12 protein-coding genes and 1 riboswitch are annotated in these 15,711 nt (G+C 63.0%); of the genes, 7 read left to right on the top strand and 5 right to left on the bottom strand.

Translation table 11 applies throughout. The features are described from left to right. The first annotated feature begins 254 nt into the window (after positions 1 to 254). Positions 255 to 351, top strand: a riboswitch (SAM riboswitch). Positions 352 to 357: 6 nt separating this feature from the next. Together ACLQ7E_RS01715 and ACLQ7E_RS01710 are read left to right on the top strand one after the other, a co-directional pair. Then, positions 358 to 1,695 (top strand): acyl-CoA dehydrogenase family protein, encoded by a 1,338-nt coding sequence (locus ACLQ7E_RS01715; RefSeq protein WP_411730808.1) that lies wholly within the window; start codon positions 358 to 360, stop codon positions 1,693 to 1,695. Positions 1,696 to 1,776: 81 nt separating this feature from the next. Then, entirely contained in the window at positions 1,777 to 3,180 is a 1,404-nt protein-coding gene (locus ACLQ7E_RS01710; RefSeq protein WP_411730807.1) for an LLM class flavin-dependent oxidoreductase, read from the top strand. 194 nt (positions 3,181 to 3,374) lie between these two features. On the opposite strand, the gene ald is transcribed toward ACLQ7E_RS01710, so the two are convergent. From ald to ACLQ7E_RS01685, 5 genes are all read right to left on the bottom strand, one after another. Beyond that, on the bottom strand, positions 3,375 to 4,496 hold the full coding sequence (gene ald / locus ACLQ7E_RS01705) for an alanine dehydrogenase (RefSeq protein ID WP_411730806.1): 1,122 nt from the start codon (positions 4,494 to 4,496) through the stop codon (positions 3,375 to 3,377). Positions 4,497 to 4,558: 62 nt separating this feature from the next. Further along, the gene (locus ACLQ7E_RS01700) at positions 4,559 to 6,046 is read right to left on the bottom strand and encodes an NAD-dependent succinate-semialdehyde dehydrogenase (protein WP_411730805.1); all 1,488 of its coding nucleotides are present in this window, start codon (positions 6,044 to 6,046) and stop codon (positions 4,559 to 4,561) included. Beyond that, positions 6,043 to 7,344, bottom strand: coding sequence for an aspartate aminotransferase family protein (locus tag ACLQ7E_RS01695; RefSeq protein WP_411730804.1), 1,302 nt, complete (start codon positions 7,342 to 7,344; stop codon positions 6,043 to 6,045). The genes ACLQ7E_RS01700 and ACLQ7E_RS01695 overlap by 4 nt, the downstream gene beginning before the upstream one ends. 141 nt (positions 7,345 to 7,485) lie before the next feature. After that, a complete protein-coding gene (locus tag ACLQ7E_RS01690) occupies positions 7,486 to 8,382 on the bottom strand; it encodes a LysR family transcriptional regulator (RefSeq protein ID WP_411730803.1) in 897 nt (298 codons plus the stop codon). A gap of 33 nt (positions 8,383 to 8,415) precedes the next feature. Continuing rightward, the gene (locus ACLQ7E_RS01685) at positions 8,416 to 9,312 is read right to left on the bottom strand and encodes a LysR family transcriptional regulator (RefSeq protein ID WP_411730802.1); all 897 of its coding nucleotides are present in this window, start codon (positions 9,310 to 9,312) and stop codon (positions 8,416 to 8,418) included. 158 nt (positions 9,313 to 9,470) lie between these two features. Here ACLQ7E_RS01685 and ACLQ7E_RS01680 point away from each other — a divergent pair, with 158 nt between their 5' ends. From ACLQ7E_RS01680 to ACLQ7E_RS01660, 5 genes are all read left to right on the top strand, one after another. Next, positions 9,471 to 10,736, top strand: coding sequence for a M24 family metallopeptidase (locus ACLQ7E_RS01680; RefSeq protein WP_411730801.1), 1,266 nt, complete (start codon positions 9,471 to 9,473; stop codon positions 10,734 to 10,736). Then, positions 10,681 to 11,916, top strand: coding sequence for a PLP-dependent aminotransferase family protein (locus ACLQ7E_RS01675; RefSeq protein WP_411730800.1), 1,236 nt, complete (start codon positions 10,681 to 10,683; stop codon positions 11,914 to 11,916). Before ACLQ7E_RS01680 ends, ACLQ7E_RS01675 begins: the two co-directional genes overlap by 56 nt. A 5-nt stretch (positions 11,917 to 11,921) precedes the next feature. Next, entirely contained in the window at positions 11,922 to 13,157 is a 1,236-nt protein-coding gene (locus ACLQ7E_RS01670) for a M20 family metallopeptidase (RefSeq protein WP_411730799.1), read from the top strand. A 21-nt stretch (positions 13,158 to 13,178) separates the two neighbouring features. Beyond that, on the top strand, positions 13,179 to 14,591 hold the full coding sequence (locus ACLQ7E_RS01665) for an MFS transporter (RefSeq protein ID WP_411730798.1): 1,413 nt from the start codon (positions 13,179 to 13,181) through the stop codon (positions 14,589 to 14,591). A 76-nt stretch (positions 14,592 to 14,667) separates the two neighbouring features. After that, on the top strand, positions 14,668 to 15,420 hold the full coding sequence (locus ACLQ7E_RS01660) for an SDR family NAD(P)-dependent oxidoreductase (RefSeq protein WP_411730797.1): 753 nt from the start codon (positions 14,668 to 14,670) through the stop codon (positions 15,418 to 15,420). The last annotated feature ends 291 nt before the right edge of the window (positions 15,421 to 15,711 follow it).

Genomic DNA, 15,711 nt, shown 5'->3' with positions numbered 1-15,711 from the left:
AGGCGCTGCATCCCCTGCCTCCGTCCCCGGGAAACCGCGGCCAGAGAGGAAAGTGCGCGACGCTGCTCGAGATGGGCAAGGCGATCCTCGATGCTCCCTGTCTCGTCGAAGGATTGGCGGGGGAAACGCCGGGGAGTCGGTCAGCCAAGCCCGGCATTCAGGAGGCGGAATCGTGTTTCGGCCAGCGCCGGAGGCCCCGATTGTGACGAAACGGGTTGTCTCCGCCTCGCCGGGACGTGTAGAAATATGACCAACAACCATCCAGAGCGGCCGAGAGATCTGGCTCCATGACGCCGCAGCAACCCCTCCCCTTAATTGGGCGGTAGGTGCTCACGCCAGAACCGATGGAGAGAATTCATGGCTGTCGATTCCTTTGCACATGCTCACGATGTCGAAGCGGACCCCAACATCTTTGGAGCCGTCAATCTCGACGCATTTACCGGCGACACCCCTGCCCGGCACCTGCTCAAACTTACTCCGGGCGTTCCCCTGAACGGTCACTATGACGAATTGGCCGCAATCTTCCGTCCGGTCTTCGCCAAGATTGCCGCCGGGGCCAGCGAGCGAGATGCCAACCGGACCCTTCCCTTTGAGCCGGTCGGTTGGCTGAACCGGGTGCGATTCGGTGCATTGCGCATCCCGGTGTCCGAAGGCGGCTACGGGGCGAGCGTGTCCGACCTCTTCCGCCTGTTCATTGAGCTGGCCGAGGCGGATTCCCAGGTGGCGCACCTGTGGCGCTCGCACATCGGCTTCGTCGAATCCGTGTTGCTGCTTGAGGACGATGCCTTGCGGCACCGCTGGATCGAGCGCATTGTTGCCGGGCAAATCGTCGGCAACGCCTACACCGAGCGCGGTGGAAACCGGCTCGGCACCCTGAACACGACGATTGCCAAGCAGGGCGAGCGCTGGATCCTCAACGGCGAAAAATACTACTGCACCGGCACGATCTACGCCGACTGGGTCGCCGTTGCCGTGGCGCACCCCGCCCGCGCCGGCCGGCAGATCGCCGTGGTCTCCACACAGCATTCCGGGGTCAAGATCTTTGACGACTGGGACGGATTCGGGCAGCAGCTCACCGGCACCGGCTCGACCACGTTCGAGAATGTCCCGGTGGACACGATCCTTCCCGACGAGCAGCAGGTCAACAACCCTGAATCCGCGATCTTCCAACTGGTGCTCCTCGGGGTCCAGGCCGGAATCACGCGCGCCGTGCTCAACGACATGCGCTCGTCGGTCCAGGCCCGTACGCGAAGCTTCAGCACCGGGACAGGGGTTCCGGTACGCGAAGAACCCCAGGTATTGCAATTGGTGGGCGAGATCTCGGGCACCGCGTTCGCTGTCGACGCCATCGTCCTGGCCGCCGTGGCGGAGATCGAGGTCGCGCTGGCCGATGCATCACTCAGCCCTGCCGAGAGGTTTGCGGTGTGCGAACTCGCCGCGGACCGGGCGCAGGCAGTCGTCCAGCCGCTGGTGCTCTCCGCGGCGACCAAGCTCTTTGACGGGCTGGGGGCCTCGGCAACCGCCAAGGGCTGCAACCTGGACCGGCACTGGCGCAACGCCCGCACCGTGGCCACCCACAACCCGGCGATCTACAAGTCGCGCATCATTGGCGACTACGAGGTCAATGGAACGGCACCCCAGCAGCTGAACGCCATCGGCGACGTGGGTGCGACCCAGGCAATCGGCATCCCCTAAACCGCCCGCCGCACCCGAACCAACGACTTGATCCGCGCAATATCGGATCCGCAAATACCCAACACCTCGCGAAGGACAAACATGAGCACGACTCCCGCCCCCCGCCAGATCCGTTTCAACGCCTTCGACATGAACTGCGTGGGACACCAGTCCCCGGGTTTGTGGAAGCACCCCAAGGACCAGTCAGCCAGCTACAAGGACCTTTCCTACTGGACCAACCTGGCCAAGACCCTGGAAAAGGGCAAGTTCGACGGCATCTTCATTGCCGACGTGTTGGGCACCTACGACGTCTTCGGCGGCTCCAACGAGGTTCCGCTGCGCGCCGGCACCCAGGTCCCGGTCAACGACCCGTTCATGCTGGTCTCGGCCATGGCTTCGGTGACCGAAAACCTCAGCTTCGGCGTCACCGCCGGCACCGCCTACGAGCACCCGTACCCGTTCGCCCGCCGCCTGGCGACCCTTGACCACCTGACCAAGGGCCGCGTCGGCTGGAACGTCGTGACCGGTTACCTGCCCTCCGCCGCGCGGAACATGGGCCAGGAAGACCAGCTCGAGCACGACGAGCGCTACAACCACGCCGACGAGTACCTGGAGGTCGTGTACAAGCTTCTCGAGGGCTCCTGGGAAGAGGACGCGGTGGTGCGCGACGTTGAGCGCGGGATCTTCACCGACCCGTCCAAGGTCCACGAGATCAACCACGAAGGCAAGTACTTCAAGGTTCCCGGCATCGCCATCACCGAGCCCAGCCCGCAGCGGACCCCCGTGGTATTCCAGGCCGGAACCTCGCCGCGCGGCATGAAATTCGCTTCCGAAAATGCCGAAGCCGTCTTCGTCACCTGCCCCACCAAGGACATGCTCAAGGCCACGGTCACCAAGATCCGTGACGCCGTGGAAGCTGCCGGACGCGGACGCTACGATGTGCGCATCTACGCCATGCAGACCATCATCACGGACGTGGACAGCGCCGCTGCCCAGGCCAAGTTCGAGGACTACAAGTCCTACGCCGACATCGATGGCGCCCTTGCGCTGATCTCCGGGTGGATGGGCGTCGACCTGTCGACCTACGGGCCGGATGACGTCATTGGCGACAACGTGAAGTCCAACGCCATCCAGTCCTCCGTTGCGATGTTCCAAAAGGCCAGCGGCGACGACGGAAACCCGTGGACCATTCGCCAGCTGGCCGAGTGGGTTGGTGTTGGCGGATTCGGCCCCATCACCGTGGGATCGCCGACCGAGGTCGCCGACAAGCTCATCGATTGGGTCGAGGACACCGACGTGGACGGGTTCAACCTGGCCTACGCCATCACCCCGGGCACCTTCGAGGACATCGTGGAGTTCATCGTTCCCGAGCTGCAGGCCCGCGGCGCCTACCCGACCGAATACGTCGAGGGCACGTTGCGCAACAAGCTCTTCGGCAAGGGCGACCGGGTCCAGGATTCGCACCGTGCGGCGAAGTACCGGTTCTCGAACGCCGAGGTCAAGTAACCGGGAGTAGTTCCCTTGCGGGGTTCGGGCGGTGGTGCACTTGGGTGCGCCACCGCCCGAATTGTTTAAGGTGCCGGGATTCCCAAGGGAAACTGCGAAACGGGAACCAGCCAAAAGTCTTGAACCGGACCGCGGTGAAACGCAGGCCAGGCAGGGGGGGCGGGTGATTTCACCCGTCACCCACCTGGCGGTTTCTAGTTGCTTGCCGAGACGAGCAGTGCTCGATCCTCGCTGGGAAGATCGGTGAAGGCCGCGGCCACACCCGGATGGGCGATCCGGCCGGCACGGGTGTTTACTCCCGCGGCCAATGCCCGATTGGCGGCCACCGCGTGCGCTGCTCCCTGGTCAGCCAGCTGCAGCAGATACGGCAGGGTGGCGTTTGTCAGTGCCTTGGTCGAGGTTTGCGGTACCCCGCCTGGCATGTTCGCCACGCAGTAGTGGCGCACCCCGTCCACCTCGAAGATGGGATCCTGATAGGTGGTTGGGCGGGATGTGTCGAACGCACCACCTTGGTCGATCGCGACGTCCACCAGCAGGGCGCCGGGTTTGAGCAGGGCCAGCTGCGAGCGTTTGACTACCTTCGGCGCGGCACGTCCGGGAACCAGCACGGCACCGATGACCGCATCGGCCTGCGCCAGCTCCTGTTCAAGGGTCAGCGGGTCGTTCATGAGGACGCGGGCTCGCGAGCCAAGCAATTCACCGAGCTGACGGATGCGGCGCGGGGACATCTCCAGGATCGTGACCTCGGCCTGCATTCCCAGGGCCAATTGTGCTGCCTGGGTGCCGAACACGCCACCACCGATGACCAGCACCCGGCAGGGAGCCACGCCGGGCGAACCGCCCAGCAGGCGTCCCGGGCCACCGTTGGGACCGGTCAGGTAGTTGGCTGCCACATGGGCCGCCAGGCGACCGGCGATTTCACTCATCGGGGCGAGCAACGGCAGTCCGGTGTCGTCCTGAACCGTTTCGTAGGCGATCCCGAGCGTGCCGGCCCTCAGCAGGGCTTCGGTCAGTGGCCGGTCGGCGGCCAGGTGCAGGTACGTGAATAGGGTGAGGTCTTCGCGGAGAAAACCGTACTCGGAGGCAATGGGTTCCTTGACCTTGACCAGAAGTTCTGCGTTGGCCCAGGCTTCGTTCTGGTCTACCAGGACTGCATCGGCCGCGGCGTACTGTTCATCGGTGAATCCTGCGGCAATCCCGGCCTCGTGTTCCACATGGACGGTGTGTCCGCGCCCGGTTAGCGCGGCGACTCCGGCTGGCAGCAGTGCAACGCGCTGTTCTTGGGGCTTGATTTCCTTCACGACTGAGATCTGCATTGAGCTTGTGCTTTCGTGTTTGGTTACTGAAGTGGATTTGGTGGGAGAAAATCTGGCGGGGGTTAACCGGTGGTGCGACGAGCAAGGTTGTAGAACCGTACGTTCTGGTATTCCTCCAGGCCCTCGGCACCGCCTTCGCGGCCCAACCCTGACTGCTTGACTCCGCCAAAGGGTGCTGCGGCGTTGGAAGGAACTCCCTGATTGATGCCGATAATTCCGGTCTGCAGCTGGTCCGCGACGTTCAGCGCGCGATCCAGATCCTGGCTGAAGACATAGCCGGCGAGACCAAACTCGGTGTCGTTGGCCAGCGAGATCACCTCGGCTTCGGAGGAGAAACGTTGAATGGCGGCAATTGGACCGAAGATCTCCTCACGCACCACCCTGGAATCGGGGTGGACCCGATCCACGACGGTGGGAGCAAAGAAGTTTCCGACCGAATCATAGCCATGACCTCCGGTGAGTAGTTCCGCACCGTGGGACAGGGCGTCCTCAGTCAGTGCGTGCATCTGCGTGACGGCGCGATGATCGATGAGCGCGCCGAGCACCGTACCGACCCCGAGTCCCGAGCCCACGGGGACTTGGGCGAAACGGGCGGTGAGCTCGGAGATGAACCGATCCGCGATCCCATCCTGGACATAGATGCGGTTGGCGCCGATGCAGGACTGGCCACCGTTGCGGAGTTTGGCGGCAAAGGTGCCTTCGAGTGCACGTTCCAGGTCGGCGTCGTCGAAGATGACCAGTGGGGCGTTGCCGCCCAGCTCCATGGAGGTGCGCAGCACGTTCTTCGCGGCGAGTTCCAGCAGTTGTTTTCCGACCGGGGTGGAACCGGTGAATGACACCTTGCGCACCCGCTCATCGGTGAGCACGTTGCGGCTAAAGGCTCCGGAATCGGAGGTAGTGACCACCTGGATGAGATCTGCCGGAATGCCGGCCTGCACTGCGAGCTGCACTGCGAGGTAGGTGGTCAGCGGCGTCGCCGTGGCCGGTTTGACCACCACCGGGCACCCGGCGGCCAAAGCCGGGGCGATCTTGCGGGTAGCCATGGCCAGCGGAAAATTCCATGGCGTAATGAGTACGGCCAGGCCCACCGGGGAGCGGCGCGTGAGGATATCTGCTGCCCCATCCGGTGCCGGGCGGTAATCGCCGCTGGGACGAACCGCCTCCTCGGCGTACCAGCGCACGAAATCGGTTCCGTACTTCACCTCGCCACGGGCCTCGGCCAGGGTCTTGCCCATTTCACGTGAAATTAGGTGCGCGATTTCTTCGGTGTTCTGCACGAGCAGTTGATACCACGCGTGCAGGGCATCAGCTCGTTGGCGGGTGGTGCGCCCAGCCCAGGCGCGACCTGCCTGATCCGCGCGGGCTACGGCGCGCAGCGCATCATCGCTGTCCAGATCAGGTATGTGGGCAATCAGCTGACCGGAGGCGGGGTCATGGACCTGGATCCCGTCAGTTGGCAGATTCAGCGTGGCGATTACGGCGTCGGCCAGGGCCAGGGCCTTTGGATCGGCTTCGATCAGTTCGGTGCCCACGGTGGCGGTGCGGTTCACTTGGCGCCTCGTTCGGTGATTGCGTGCGAGATGGCGGCAACGAAGTCGTGTAACTCCGAATCGCTGATGATGAAGGGTGGGCTGAGTTGGATGGTGTTTCCGCGGAGTGGACGGCCGATGAACCCGAGCTCGACCAGGTCATCACAAACCTGCTCGGCCGAGAGCCGGTCGCTGAGCGTCACGCCGCCAAGCAAGCCTGCACAGCGCACCTGGGCAACCAGCGGGTTCTGGCTGGCGAGGGTGGTCAGCGCATCGCGCAGCACCCCAGCCAGTTCGCCCACCCGCGGCACGAGCTGTTCACGCTCCAGGATCTCCATGTGCTTCAGCGCGACGGCGCAGGCAGTCGCATGTCCGGCGTAGGTGGCCCCATGGCGGAAGACCGGGGTGCTGGGGGAGTCTTGGTAGAACGGCTCCCACAGCCGCGGAGCCACCATGACACCGCCCAGCGGTGCGTAGCCGCTGGTGACGCCCTTGGCGAAGGTGATCATGTCGGGTTCCAGGCCGTAGTAGTCGGCCGCGAACATGGTTCCCATGCGCCCGAATCCGGTGATGACTTCATCCAGGATCAAGAGGATGTCATGCTCCTTGCACAATCGCGAGATGGCTTCGAGGTACCCCGGCGCCGGCGGGTTGACGCCGCCGGTGCCCTGCACCGCCTCGGTGACGAGGGCCGCGATGTTCTCCGGACCCAACTCGGTGATCAGCGCCTCGACCTGCGCCGGGTCATTTAGGGAGATGCGGGCAGTTTCGGGAACCAGCGATTCGGTCCCATAGCCTTCGCGGTTGAATTCGAGCCCAGCGATGCTCGTGCCGTAGGCGTGGAGTCCGTGGTAGGCGAATTCACGAGAGAGAATGATCTTCTTTGATCCGCGGCCCTCGCGTTGCCAGTGCCGGCGGGCCAGCTTGCAGGCCACATCAGTGGCGTCTGAGCCGCCGGAGTTCAGGATGAGTTTCGCGCGATCGATGGGGGAGATATCGGCAAGGACTTCGCCGAGTTCCAGCGCCTTGTCGTTGGCGTAGCGTGCGAAGATGTGGAACGTTTCCAACCGGCGCATCTGGTCGTAGGCCGCTTGTGCCAGCTCGGGGCGGCCATGCCCGACATTGGCGTGCCACAGCCCGGCTGTGCCGTCGAAAAGCCTGCGTCCGTCGGAGGTGTACAGCCAAGACCCTTCCCCGCGTTCCACCACCACCTGGCGCCCGAGCACGGTGGGGGTGTGGGCCTGGGCCGGCCAGAGGGCCGGCCCATCGAGGAGGGCGGGGATGGCGGGTGCCGGATGGGCCACGTCGTTGACTGTCATTCGGATTCGCTCCTTTCCGGTGCGGATCGGCTGAAGAAAAAGGATGTCCGCGGCGAGTCTTCACAGCGTTGTAAATCCAATTTAGAGAGCTCGACCCGTAAAGAAAAGCGAATGATTCCAACGGATTCCTGTAAGTTCTACTTACATGATTTCTGGGTGCTCCAGAGCCTGTAACACCGCCTGGCGCACGGCATTCAAGGCAAGGTTTTTCTCGGCGCCGCTGCGCGCCACGAAGAGGATGGTGCGATGCTGATCTACGGGGAGCCAGCGGCTTGGTTGTAGCTCGCTTTGCATCTCACGCATCAGCATGTCCGGCAGGAAAGCGGCGGCCAGGCCACGCTCCACCAGACGTAAATGGAAGAGCAAATCAGAGGAGACATGGGCGACCTGAGGCTCGAAACCAACTTCGCGGCACACCCGTAGCGCCCAGTGTGCCGCCGCGCTCTCCGGTGGCTCCATGGCCCAAGGCACTGCTGCGATGGCCGCGGTGTCATTCGGATCCAATCCCTGGGGCATGTAACCACGCATGGCGTCGGTTCCCAACACGGTGGTATGCAGACCGGGGTGTCCGCCGGCAGCGGTTCCCGGGAACGAATCGGTGATGACCGCGTCCACCTGACGGGATACCAGGCGCAAAACCGCTTCCTCGGGTTCGTACCGGTGGATGTTCACCTGGAGGTTCGGATGCTCCCGGGCCAATAGGGCTAGGGCCGTCGGTAGAACCGCCCGGCTGATACTGGCAAAGGCCGCCACGGTGACCGTGCCCTGTGCACGCTGATGCGAGGTGGCCAGATCCGACTCGGCCCGTTCGATCGCCGAGAGTATGGCTTCGGTATTGCGCACAAGTTCAAGGCCGGCAGGCGTCAGCTGGACGTTGCGTCCTACCTTTTCCAGCAAACGCACCCCGGTCTCACGTTCGAGCTGGGCGAGCTGCTGCGAAATCGCCGAGTGGCTGTATGAGAGATTGCGTGCCGCGGCGCTCATGCTGCCATGGAGCTTGACCTCGCGGAGCAACGTGAGTCGATGTATATCGAGCATTCTGTCCTTCCCTGGTTGGGGAGGGCCGCCGGGCTAGGCGGCGACCTCGCAGAGGATCTCTAGGAAACTTCTCACGGCCGGGCGCAAATGGCTACCACGTCGACCCACCGCATAAATGTCGCGGAACAAGGATTGCTCGAGTTCTGCATCAGGTGGCAACCATCGGGTCATCGTGCCATGGCTGGGTATTTCGCCACCAAAGACCATGTGCGGCAAGAACGCCGCGGCAACCCCGGCGGCCACCAATTCGTAATGCAACCGCGGATCCGGCGAATCGAATGTGATCTTTGGTTCGAACCCCAGTTCGCGGCAGAACCGTTGGGTCCACAGGTACGCGTCGGTACCACGTGGTTCGAATGCCCAGTGCAGTTCCCCCAGCTCGACTGGATTGAAGATCGGGTGCGGCAGGAAAATATCAACCCGGTCACGGGTGACCAAGGTGCGCACCAGCCCCTCGTCCGTTCGCCGAGGAATATGGGTGAATTCATCGACAATCGCGATATCAGCCCGGCGGCTGGCCAGAGCATCCAGGGCCTCGAACGGTTCGAGTTGGGTGAACTCCACGACCACATCGGGGTAGACCAGGCTCAACCGGCGCAAGGTTTCCGGGAGGTAGGTGCGGGCAAAGGTCCCGAAGGCCACGAAGCGAATGACACCCTGGACACGGCTGCTGCGGGCCTCCAGTTCGGCGGCTGCTCCTTCGAGCACCATCACTGCTTCGTCGACGCGCGATACCAGCTGCCTGGCGGCCGGCGTCAGCTGGATTTTTCGACCGACCTGTTCCAGCAAGGGCAGGCCGGCCTCGGTCTCGAGTTTGGCCAGCTGCTGGGAGACCGCAGAGGCGCTGATTCCGATGACGCGGGCGGTGGCGGCAATGCTCCCGCGTAGCTGCAATTCACGCAGCAAAGTCAGTCTTTTGAAGTCGAGCATCGGCCCTCCGAGGGTCAGGGGATTTCCGGGTCCTCAACGCATAAGTTCTACTTAACGGTACGAACAAGATCTACCTACTTTATCTGATGGAAGCCCGGGCCTATCGTTTACGTCACAGGCAAAAATTCCCTTGGAACCGTTAGGAACAAGCAACGACGATGGTGCACAACCCGGTAGGTCACCGCGACCTCGAAATCGACGAATATGCGGTCCGTCAGCAGCATGTTCGTCAGCGCATGGCCAACCAGGCGCTGGACGTCCTGCTGGTTTCGGATCCAGCGAATCTGTACTACCTGACCGGGTACAACGCGTGGTCGTTCTATACCGCGCAACTACTGGTGCTGCCCCTGGAGGGAGCACCGCTGCTCTACATGCGTCAGATGGATGCCCACGGCGCCCATCGAACCGCAATCTGCATGGATGAATCAAACATCCATGGCTACCCCGAACAAATCGTGCACAGCGCCGACATCCATCCCGGTGACTGGATCGCCAAGCACCTCCGCGATCTCGGATTCGGACGCAACCTGCGGGTGGGGTTCGAAGGCGATGCCCACTACTTCTCCGTGCGCATGTTCATGGCGCTGTCCGCGATGCTCCCCGAATGGCAAATGCAAGAATCACGTGAACTGGTCAACTGGGTCCGTCTGGTGAAGTCCCCGTACGAGATTGAGCTGATGCGCTCTGCCGGGAAGGTCTGCTCGACGGTCATGCGCACCGCGATGCAGGCCCTGGAGCCGGGCAGGCCGCAAAATGAGGTCGCCGCCGAGATCATGGCGGCCCAAGCGCGGGGTGTCGATGGAATTCCGGGCGATTACGCCTCCATCGTTCCAATGCTCCCCACCGGTGAAGGCGCGGACACCCCGCACCTGACCTGGTCCAATGACCCATTGCCGACAGATTCCCCGATTTGCATTGAACTAGCCGGGGTCTACCGCCGCTATCACGCACCGATGGCCCGCACCGCGGTAATCGGTAATCCCAGCTCAGCGCTAAAGCAGGTCGCGGCCGCCACAATTGAGGGTCTCGAAGCGGCCCTCGCGCTGGTCCGCCCCGGGGTCACCCCCCATGAGGTGACAGCCCGCTTTTCCAACGTCATCAAGGCTGCCGGATTCGACAAGGAATCCCGCCTGGGATACTCGGTCGGCGTGGGTTTCCCACCGGACTGGGGCGAACGCACCGTCAGCTTCCGGCCCGGGGACTACACCGAGTTGCAAGAAAACATGACCTTCCACCTCATCGCCGGGATGTGGCTCGATGGATATGGTTTCGAAGTCTCCGAACCTATCCGCGTCACCGCCACCGGCCTCGAATTCTTCGCGGACGTCCCGCGCGAACTAACCACGATTGATGCAAGGAGCACTCCTCATGTCCATCGAACCACTGCTCAAATCCCCGGCAACCCGATTAGCCTCGCGGGCTAGCCAGTTAAAAGGCTCCATCATCGACTCCTCGACGTCGTTGCTGGCAAGCCAGCAGCATGACATCGTCCGATTCGCGATGGGTGCCCCGAATGCCGAACTGATCCCCGAGGCGGAGTTCGCCCGGCTCGCGACCTACCCGGCGGCCGGCCGCTATGACTATGCTGCCACCGAGGGCAATCCGGGCCTGATTGAGCAGATCGTGGCCTACCATTCACGGCTGGGGGTGGAGTTGGACCCGGCCCGGCTGCTGGTGACCACCGGCGGCATGCAGGGTCTGGATATCGCCTTCAAGCTCTTCGTCGACCCGTCAGACCTGGTCATTGTCGAGTCGCCGACGTACACCAACGGAATCTCCACGGCGCTGAGCTACCAGGGACGAGTGTTGGAAGCCCCGGTGGATGAACAGGGACTGATCGTGGAAGCGCTACCGGAGCTGGTTGCCGCCATCGGTCAGATCCCTAAGGTCATCTACACCATCCCGAACTTCCAAAATCCCTCCGGGCGGACGCTGAGCGGCGCTCGCCGCAAGCATCTACTCGAACTTGCCGAGCAGTGGGACGCATTCATCATCGATGATGACCCATACGGGCTGTTGCGCTTCGAGGGAACCGAGGAGCCGAGCTTCGGCGAACTCAGCCCGGGCAATCCACGGGTGGTTTCGGTGCGCACCTTCTCCAAGATCCTGGCCCCGGGACTACGCGTGGGATGGATGGACATGGATCCGGCGCTGCGTGCCCTGGCGGTGAACGCCAAGCAGTCCATGGATACCTGCACCAACGGGCCCATGCAACAGCTGATTGCCGACTACCTCTCCGAGGGCCGGCTCGACGCGCATCTGAATACCCTGCGTGGGGTCTACCGGGAACGCAAGCAGGCGATGCGGGCCGCACTCGCGGCGACCTTCGGGGAGGATGTGGAAACCACGGATCCCGAAGGCGGGTTCTTCCTATGGCTCACCCTGCGCGGAAAATACGCCGAGATCAACTCCGAAAAGCTCTTCCCGATCGCATTGGCGCATGGCGTCGCATATATCCCCGGACCGGCCTTCTCGGACTCGGGCGCCTTTACCGACGCACTGCGCCTGTGCTTCGCGACCTCCACCCCGGAACGGATTCTCGAAGGTGTGCAACGGCTGCACACCGCGCTGCAGGAGGCCTTGGGCAACGGGGACACACGGTGAGCGTGATGGCTGCCGCATCCTCCTTGCTGCCGCTGGAGGCCAGCGTGCTGGCCGAGATCGACCGGTCACGGCTGGTCGAACTGGCCGGTGAGCTGATTGCCGCAGGCGGAGAGAACCCCGGTGGCACCGAAGCAGCCACCGTGGCCATTCTGCATCGGGTGCTCACCGGGCTCGGTGCCACCGTGCACCTGAATGAGGTTGCCCCGGGACGAGCCAACCTCATTGCCCACCTCGGTGGGGACCAAACCGGCGGGGGGCTGCTTTTCCTGGGCCACAGCGACGTTGTTCCGGCCGGCCAGGGCTGGGACTCCGATGCCTTCACGCCACGAGAGGACCAGGGACGGCTCATCGGACGCGGCGCGACGGACATGAAGGGCGGGCTGGCCGCGGTGCTCGTGGCCATGGCCTCGGTGCATGCGCGCCAACCCCGGCTCCCGCTGACCTTGGTATGCACCGTGGATGAGGAGGCCGACGCGATCGGCATCGCACACTACGTGGCCACCGAGCCCGCCGGCTCCTACACCGGTTGCGTCGTCGCCGAACCCACCGATCTGGTGGCGATCGTCGCCTGCAGGGGAGCCGCGAATTTCGTCCTGCGGATTACCGGGGCGAGCGCCCATGCCGGACGCCCAACCGACGGGGCCAGCGCCATCCAAGCCGCGGCCGAGATCATTGCCGAAATAGGCCAGGACACGAAGCGACTGGCGGCGGCCAAGCATCCGGTGCTTGGCGCCGCAACCTGGAATATTGGAACTATCGCAGGCGGACACGGAACGTCCATCGTGCCGGACACCTGCGAACTGAGCCTTGATCGGCGTCTGCTGCCCAACGAGAACGCACGGCTTATTCTCGAACATCTCCTGGTACGCATCCGTGGTCGGCTTCAGACCGCTTCGTTCCCGGGCCGCGAGAAGATCACTGTCCACGGCGAGCTGCAGATGCAGATGCCCGGATTCCTCACCGAGGAGGACAGCGACTTTGTCACGGGTGTTCGCCAAGCGGTCCGCGATGTCACCGGCACCGGTGATGTTGGCATTTGGACGGCCTCGTGCGAGGGCGGCTACATGGCCGAGCACCACCGGATCCCCACCCTGGTCCTCGGTCCCGGGGAAATCAACACCCAGGCCCATCAACCCAACGAATCGGTTGAGGTCGACGATCTGCTCACCGCAGCCCGTGCGTATGCACTTTTCGCCCTGCGCCACGCCTCCAACAACGCACAGACCCCCTCCACTTCATAAAGGCTGCCAAAGGAGCACACCATGACCAGTCAAACCCAACCGCCTGCACTGAGACTCGAAGCTGATTTCAGTCCAATGGAACTGAAGCAGGCCCGGAAGTCGGTGGCCGGATCTGCAATCGGTAACGCGATCGAGTGGTTCGACTACGGGATCTACGGGTACCTCATCGTGTACATTTCCCAACAGTTCTTCACCTTCGGTGAAGACGGGGGAACCATGCCGCGAATCCTTGCCTTTTCCACCTTCGCGATCTCCTTCCTCATCCGCCCACTGGGAGGCATGGTGCTCGGTCCGCTCGGCGATCGGATCGGCCGACGGAAGGTCTTGATCTTCACCATTGTCATGATCAGTGTGTCCACCGCGTGCATCGCCGCCTTGCCCACTTTTGACCAGGTCGGATACCTGGCTCCGATCCTGCTTGTCCTGCTGCGCATGGTCCAGGGGTTCTCTGCCGGTGGCGAATACGCGGGGGCGGCGGTATTCATGAGCGAGCACGCCCCGGACAACCGTCGTGGTTTCTACGGTTCCTTCCTCGAATTTGGCACCCTGGCCGGCTTCAGCGCGGCGGCGATTTTGTGCACGGTGCTGACTCTGGTGGTGGGTGAAGAAGGCATGATGGGTGGCTGGTGGCGATTGCCCTTCGCGCTCACCCTCGTGCTCGGCGGAATTGCGTTGTGGATGCGGCGCCACCTCACCGAATCCGAAACCTTCATCGGAGACAGTTCCAAGGACAAGGAAGTTAGCACCGCGCCTCAGGCACTGGGGACCTTGATACGCAAGTACCCCGGTCAGCTCGTCAAGCTCTTCGGCTTTATCGTGCTGGTCAATGTTGCCTTCTACCTCGTGCTGACCTATATGCCCAGTTACCTGACATTGACCTTGGGACATGGTGCGGTGGAATCCAATATGACGCTGGTGCTCATCCAGCTGGTGATGATCGCCTTGATTGTTCCGTTGGGTGCGCTCAGCGACCGGATTGGACGTAAGCCCTTGCTGGTGACCGCGAGCGTTGGCTTCGTGGTCCTTTCGGTGCCGGCTGTGCTATTGATGCAGTCCACTGGATTGTGGGGGCAGATCGTTGGTATCGGCATCCTGGGTCTATTGCTGGTCATGCTTCTCTCGACGATCTCCTCGACTCTGCCGGCATTGTTCCCCACCTCGGTGCGCTACTCCGGATTCGCCATTGGCTACAACCTTTCCACGGCCGTCTTCGGTGGCACCGCGGCGGTGGCCAACGAGGCGCTGATCGGGGCGACCGGAAACCCACTGGTGCCCGGGTGGTATCTGATGGCTGCAGGCGTGATTGGACTGATTTCCGTGCTCACCTTCAAGGAGACCGCGGGGCGTTCGCTTCGTGGCAACGTGATTCCGGGCAGCGATGACAAGCAACGGCTGGAGATTGGTGAAAGCCTGGTGGGGGTGGGGCGTCGCTAAGCGACAGGCTCGGGCCAAGGATGGATCGGCCCCACGAAACCGTAGGACAAATAACGAAGTGTAGGAGGACAGCCTAGTGGGAGAGAGCCAACGCGTCGCACTGGTTACCGGCGCCACCTCGGGCATCGGGATCGAGATTGCCCGACGACTGGTAGCCGATGGAATGAAGGTCGTGGTCACCGGGCGAAATGAGGAACGCGGAATTCAGGTGGCCGAAGAACTCGGGGAGTCCGGCTGTTTCGTCCGGGCGGACCTGACCACTTCGGGTGCCGCGCAGTCACTGATGAACACGGTGCTCGAACGCACCGGAAGACTGGACGTCCTGGTGAATAATGCGGCCATTGACCACACTAATTCGCTACTCGACACCCCGGAGGAAGAGGTGCGGAAAACTTTTGAAACCAACACGTTCGCGGCGATTTCCTGCCTCCAAGCTGCGGGGCGGGTCATGCGTGTGGCCGGAGGTGGCGCGATCATCAACGTGACCTCGCGGCTGGCAAGCGTCGGAGTTCCCACCATGGGGATTTACAGTGCCAGCAAGGGAGCGATGCTGGCACTGACACGGGCCGCGGCGGTGGAACTCGCCCCACACAACATCAGGGTCAATGCGGTGGCTCCCGGGATGACGCGTACCCAGATGTTTGAGGACTGGTTGGCCGGACAGGAAGATCCCGTGGCCGTTGAGCGAGCGGTTTCCGAAGCGATTCCGTTGGGTCGAGTGGCGCTTCCGGAAGATGTTGCCGAAGCGGTGGGCTATTTTGCCAGTGCAACCAATACTTACGTCACCGGGGTTTCCTTGCCGGTCGATGGTGGCTATTTGGCCACGTGAGCCGAGACCAACAAACCCGCAGACACCATCCGCCCACGTGGGTCCCGGTGCCTGCGGGTTTGTTGTCGGTGGGAACCTGCGGCGGGTCACAGTGAAATCCCACAACGGGCGCAAGGCCATCATCCGGTGAGGTTGCTGCCCGCTTTCAGTCCGAGAATGTCGGGCATTGTGATCGCCGTGGCATCCTCACCACTTACCGATTGAGGATCAAGGTTTTGCTTGGTTGTACCTCCAGATGGCAGTCATCATTCCGGCGACCGGCGGCAGTCACCTATGCGCTGGAATCGGATC

It is taken from the genome of Paeniglutamicibacter sp., assembly GCF_046714615.1.
Taxonomy (GTDB): domain Bacteria; phylum Actinomycetota; class Actinomycetes; order Actinomycetales; family Micrococcaceae; genus Paeniglutamicibacter.
The sequence above is the reverse complement of the archived record's forward strand: the minus strand, read 5'-3'. Positions and strand labels throughout refer to the sequence as shown.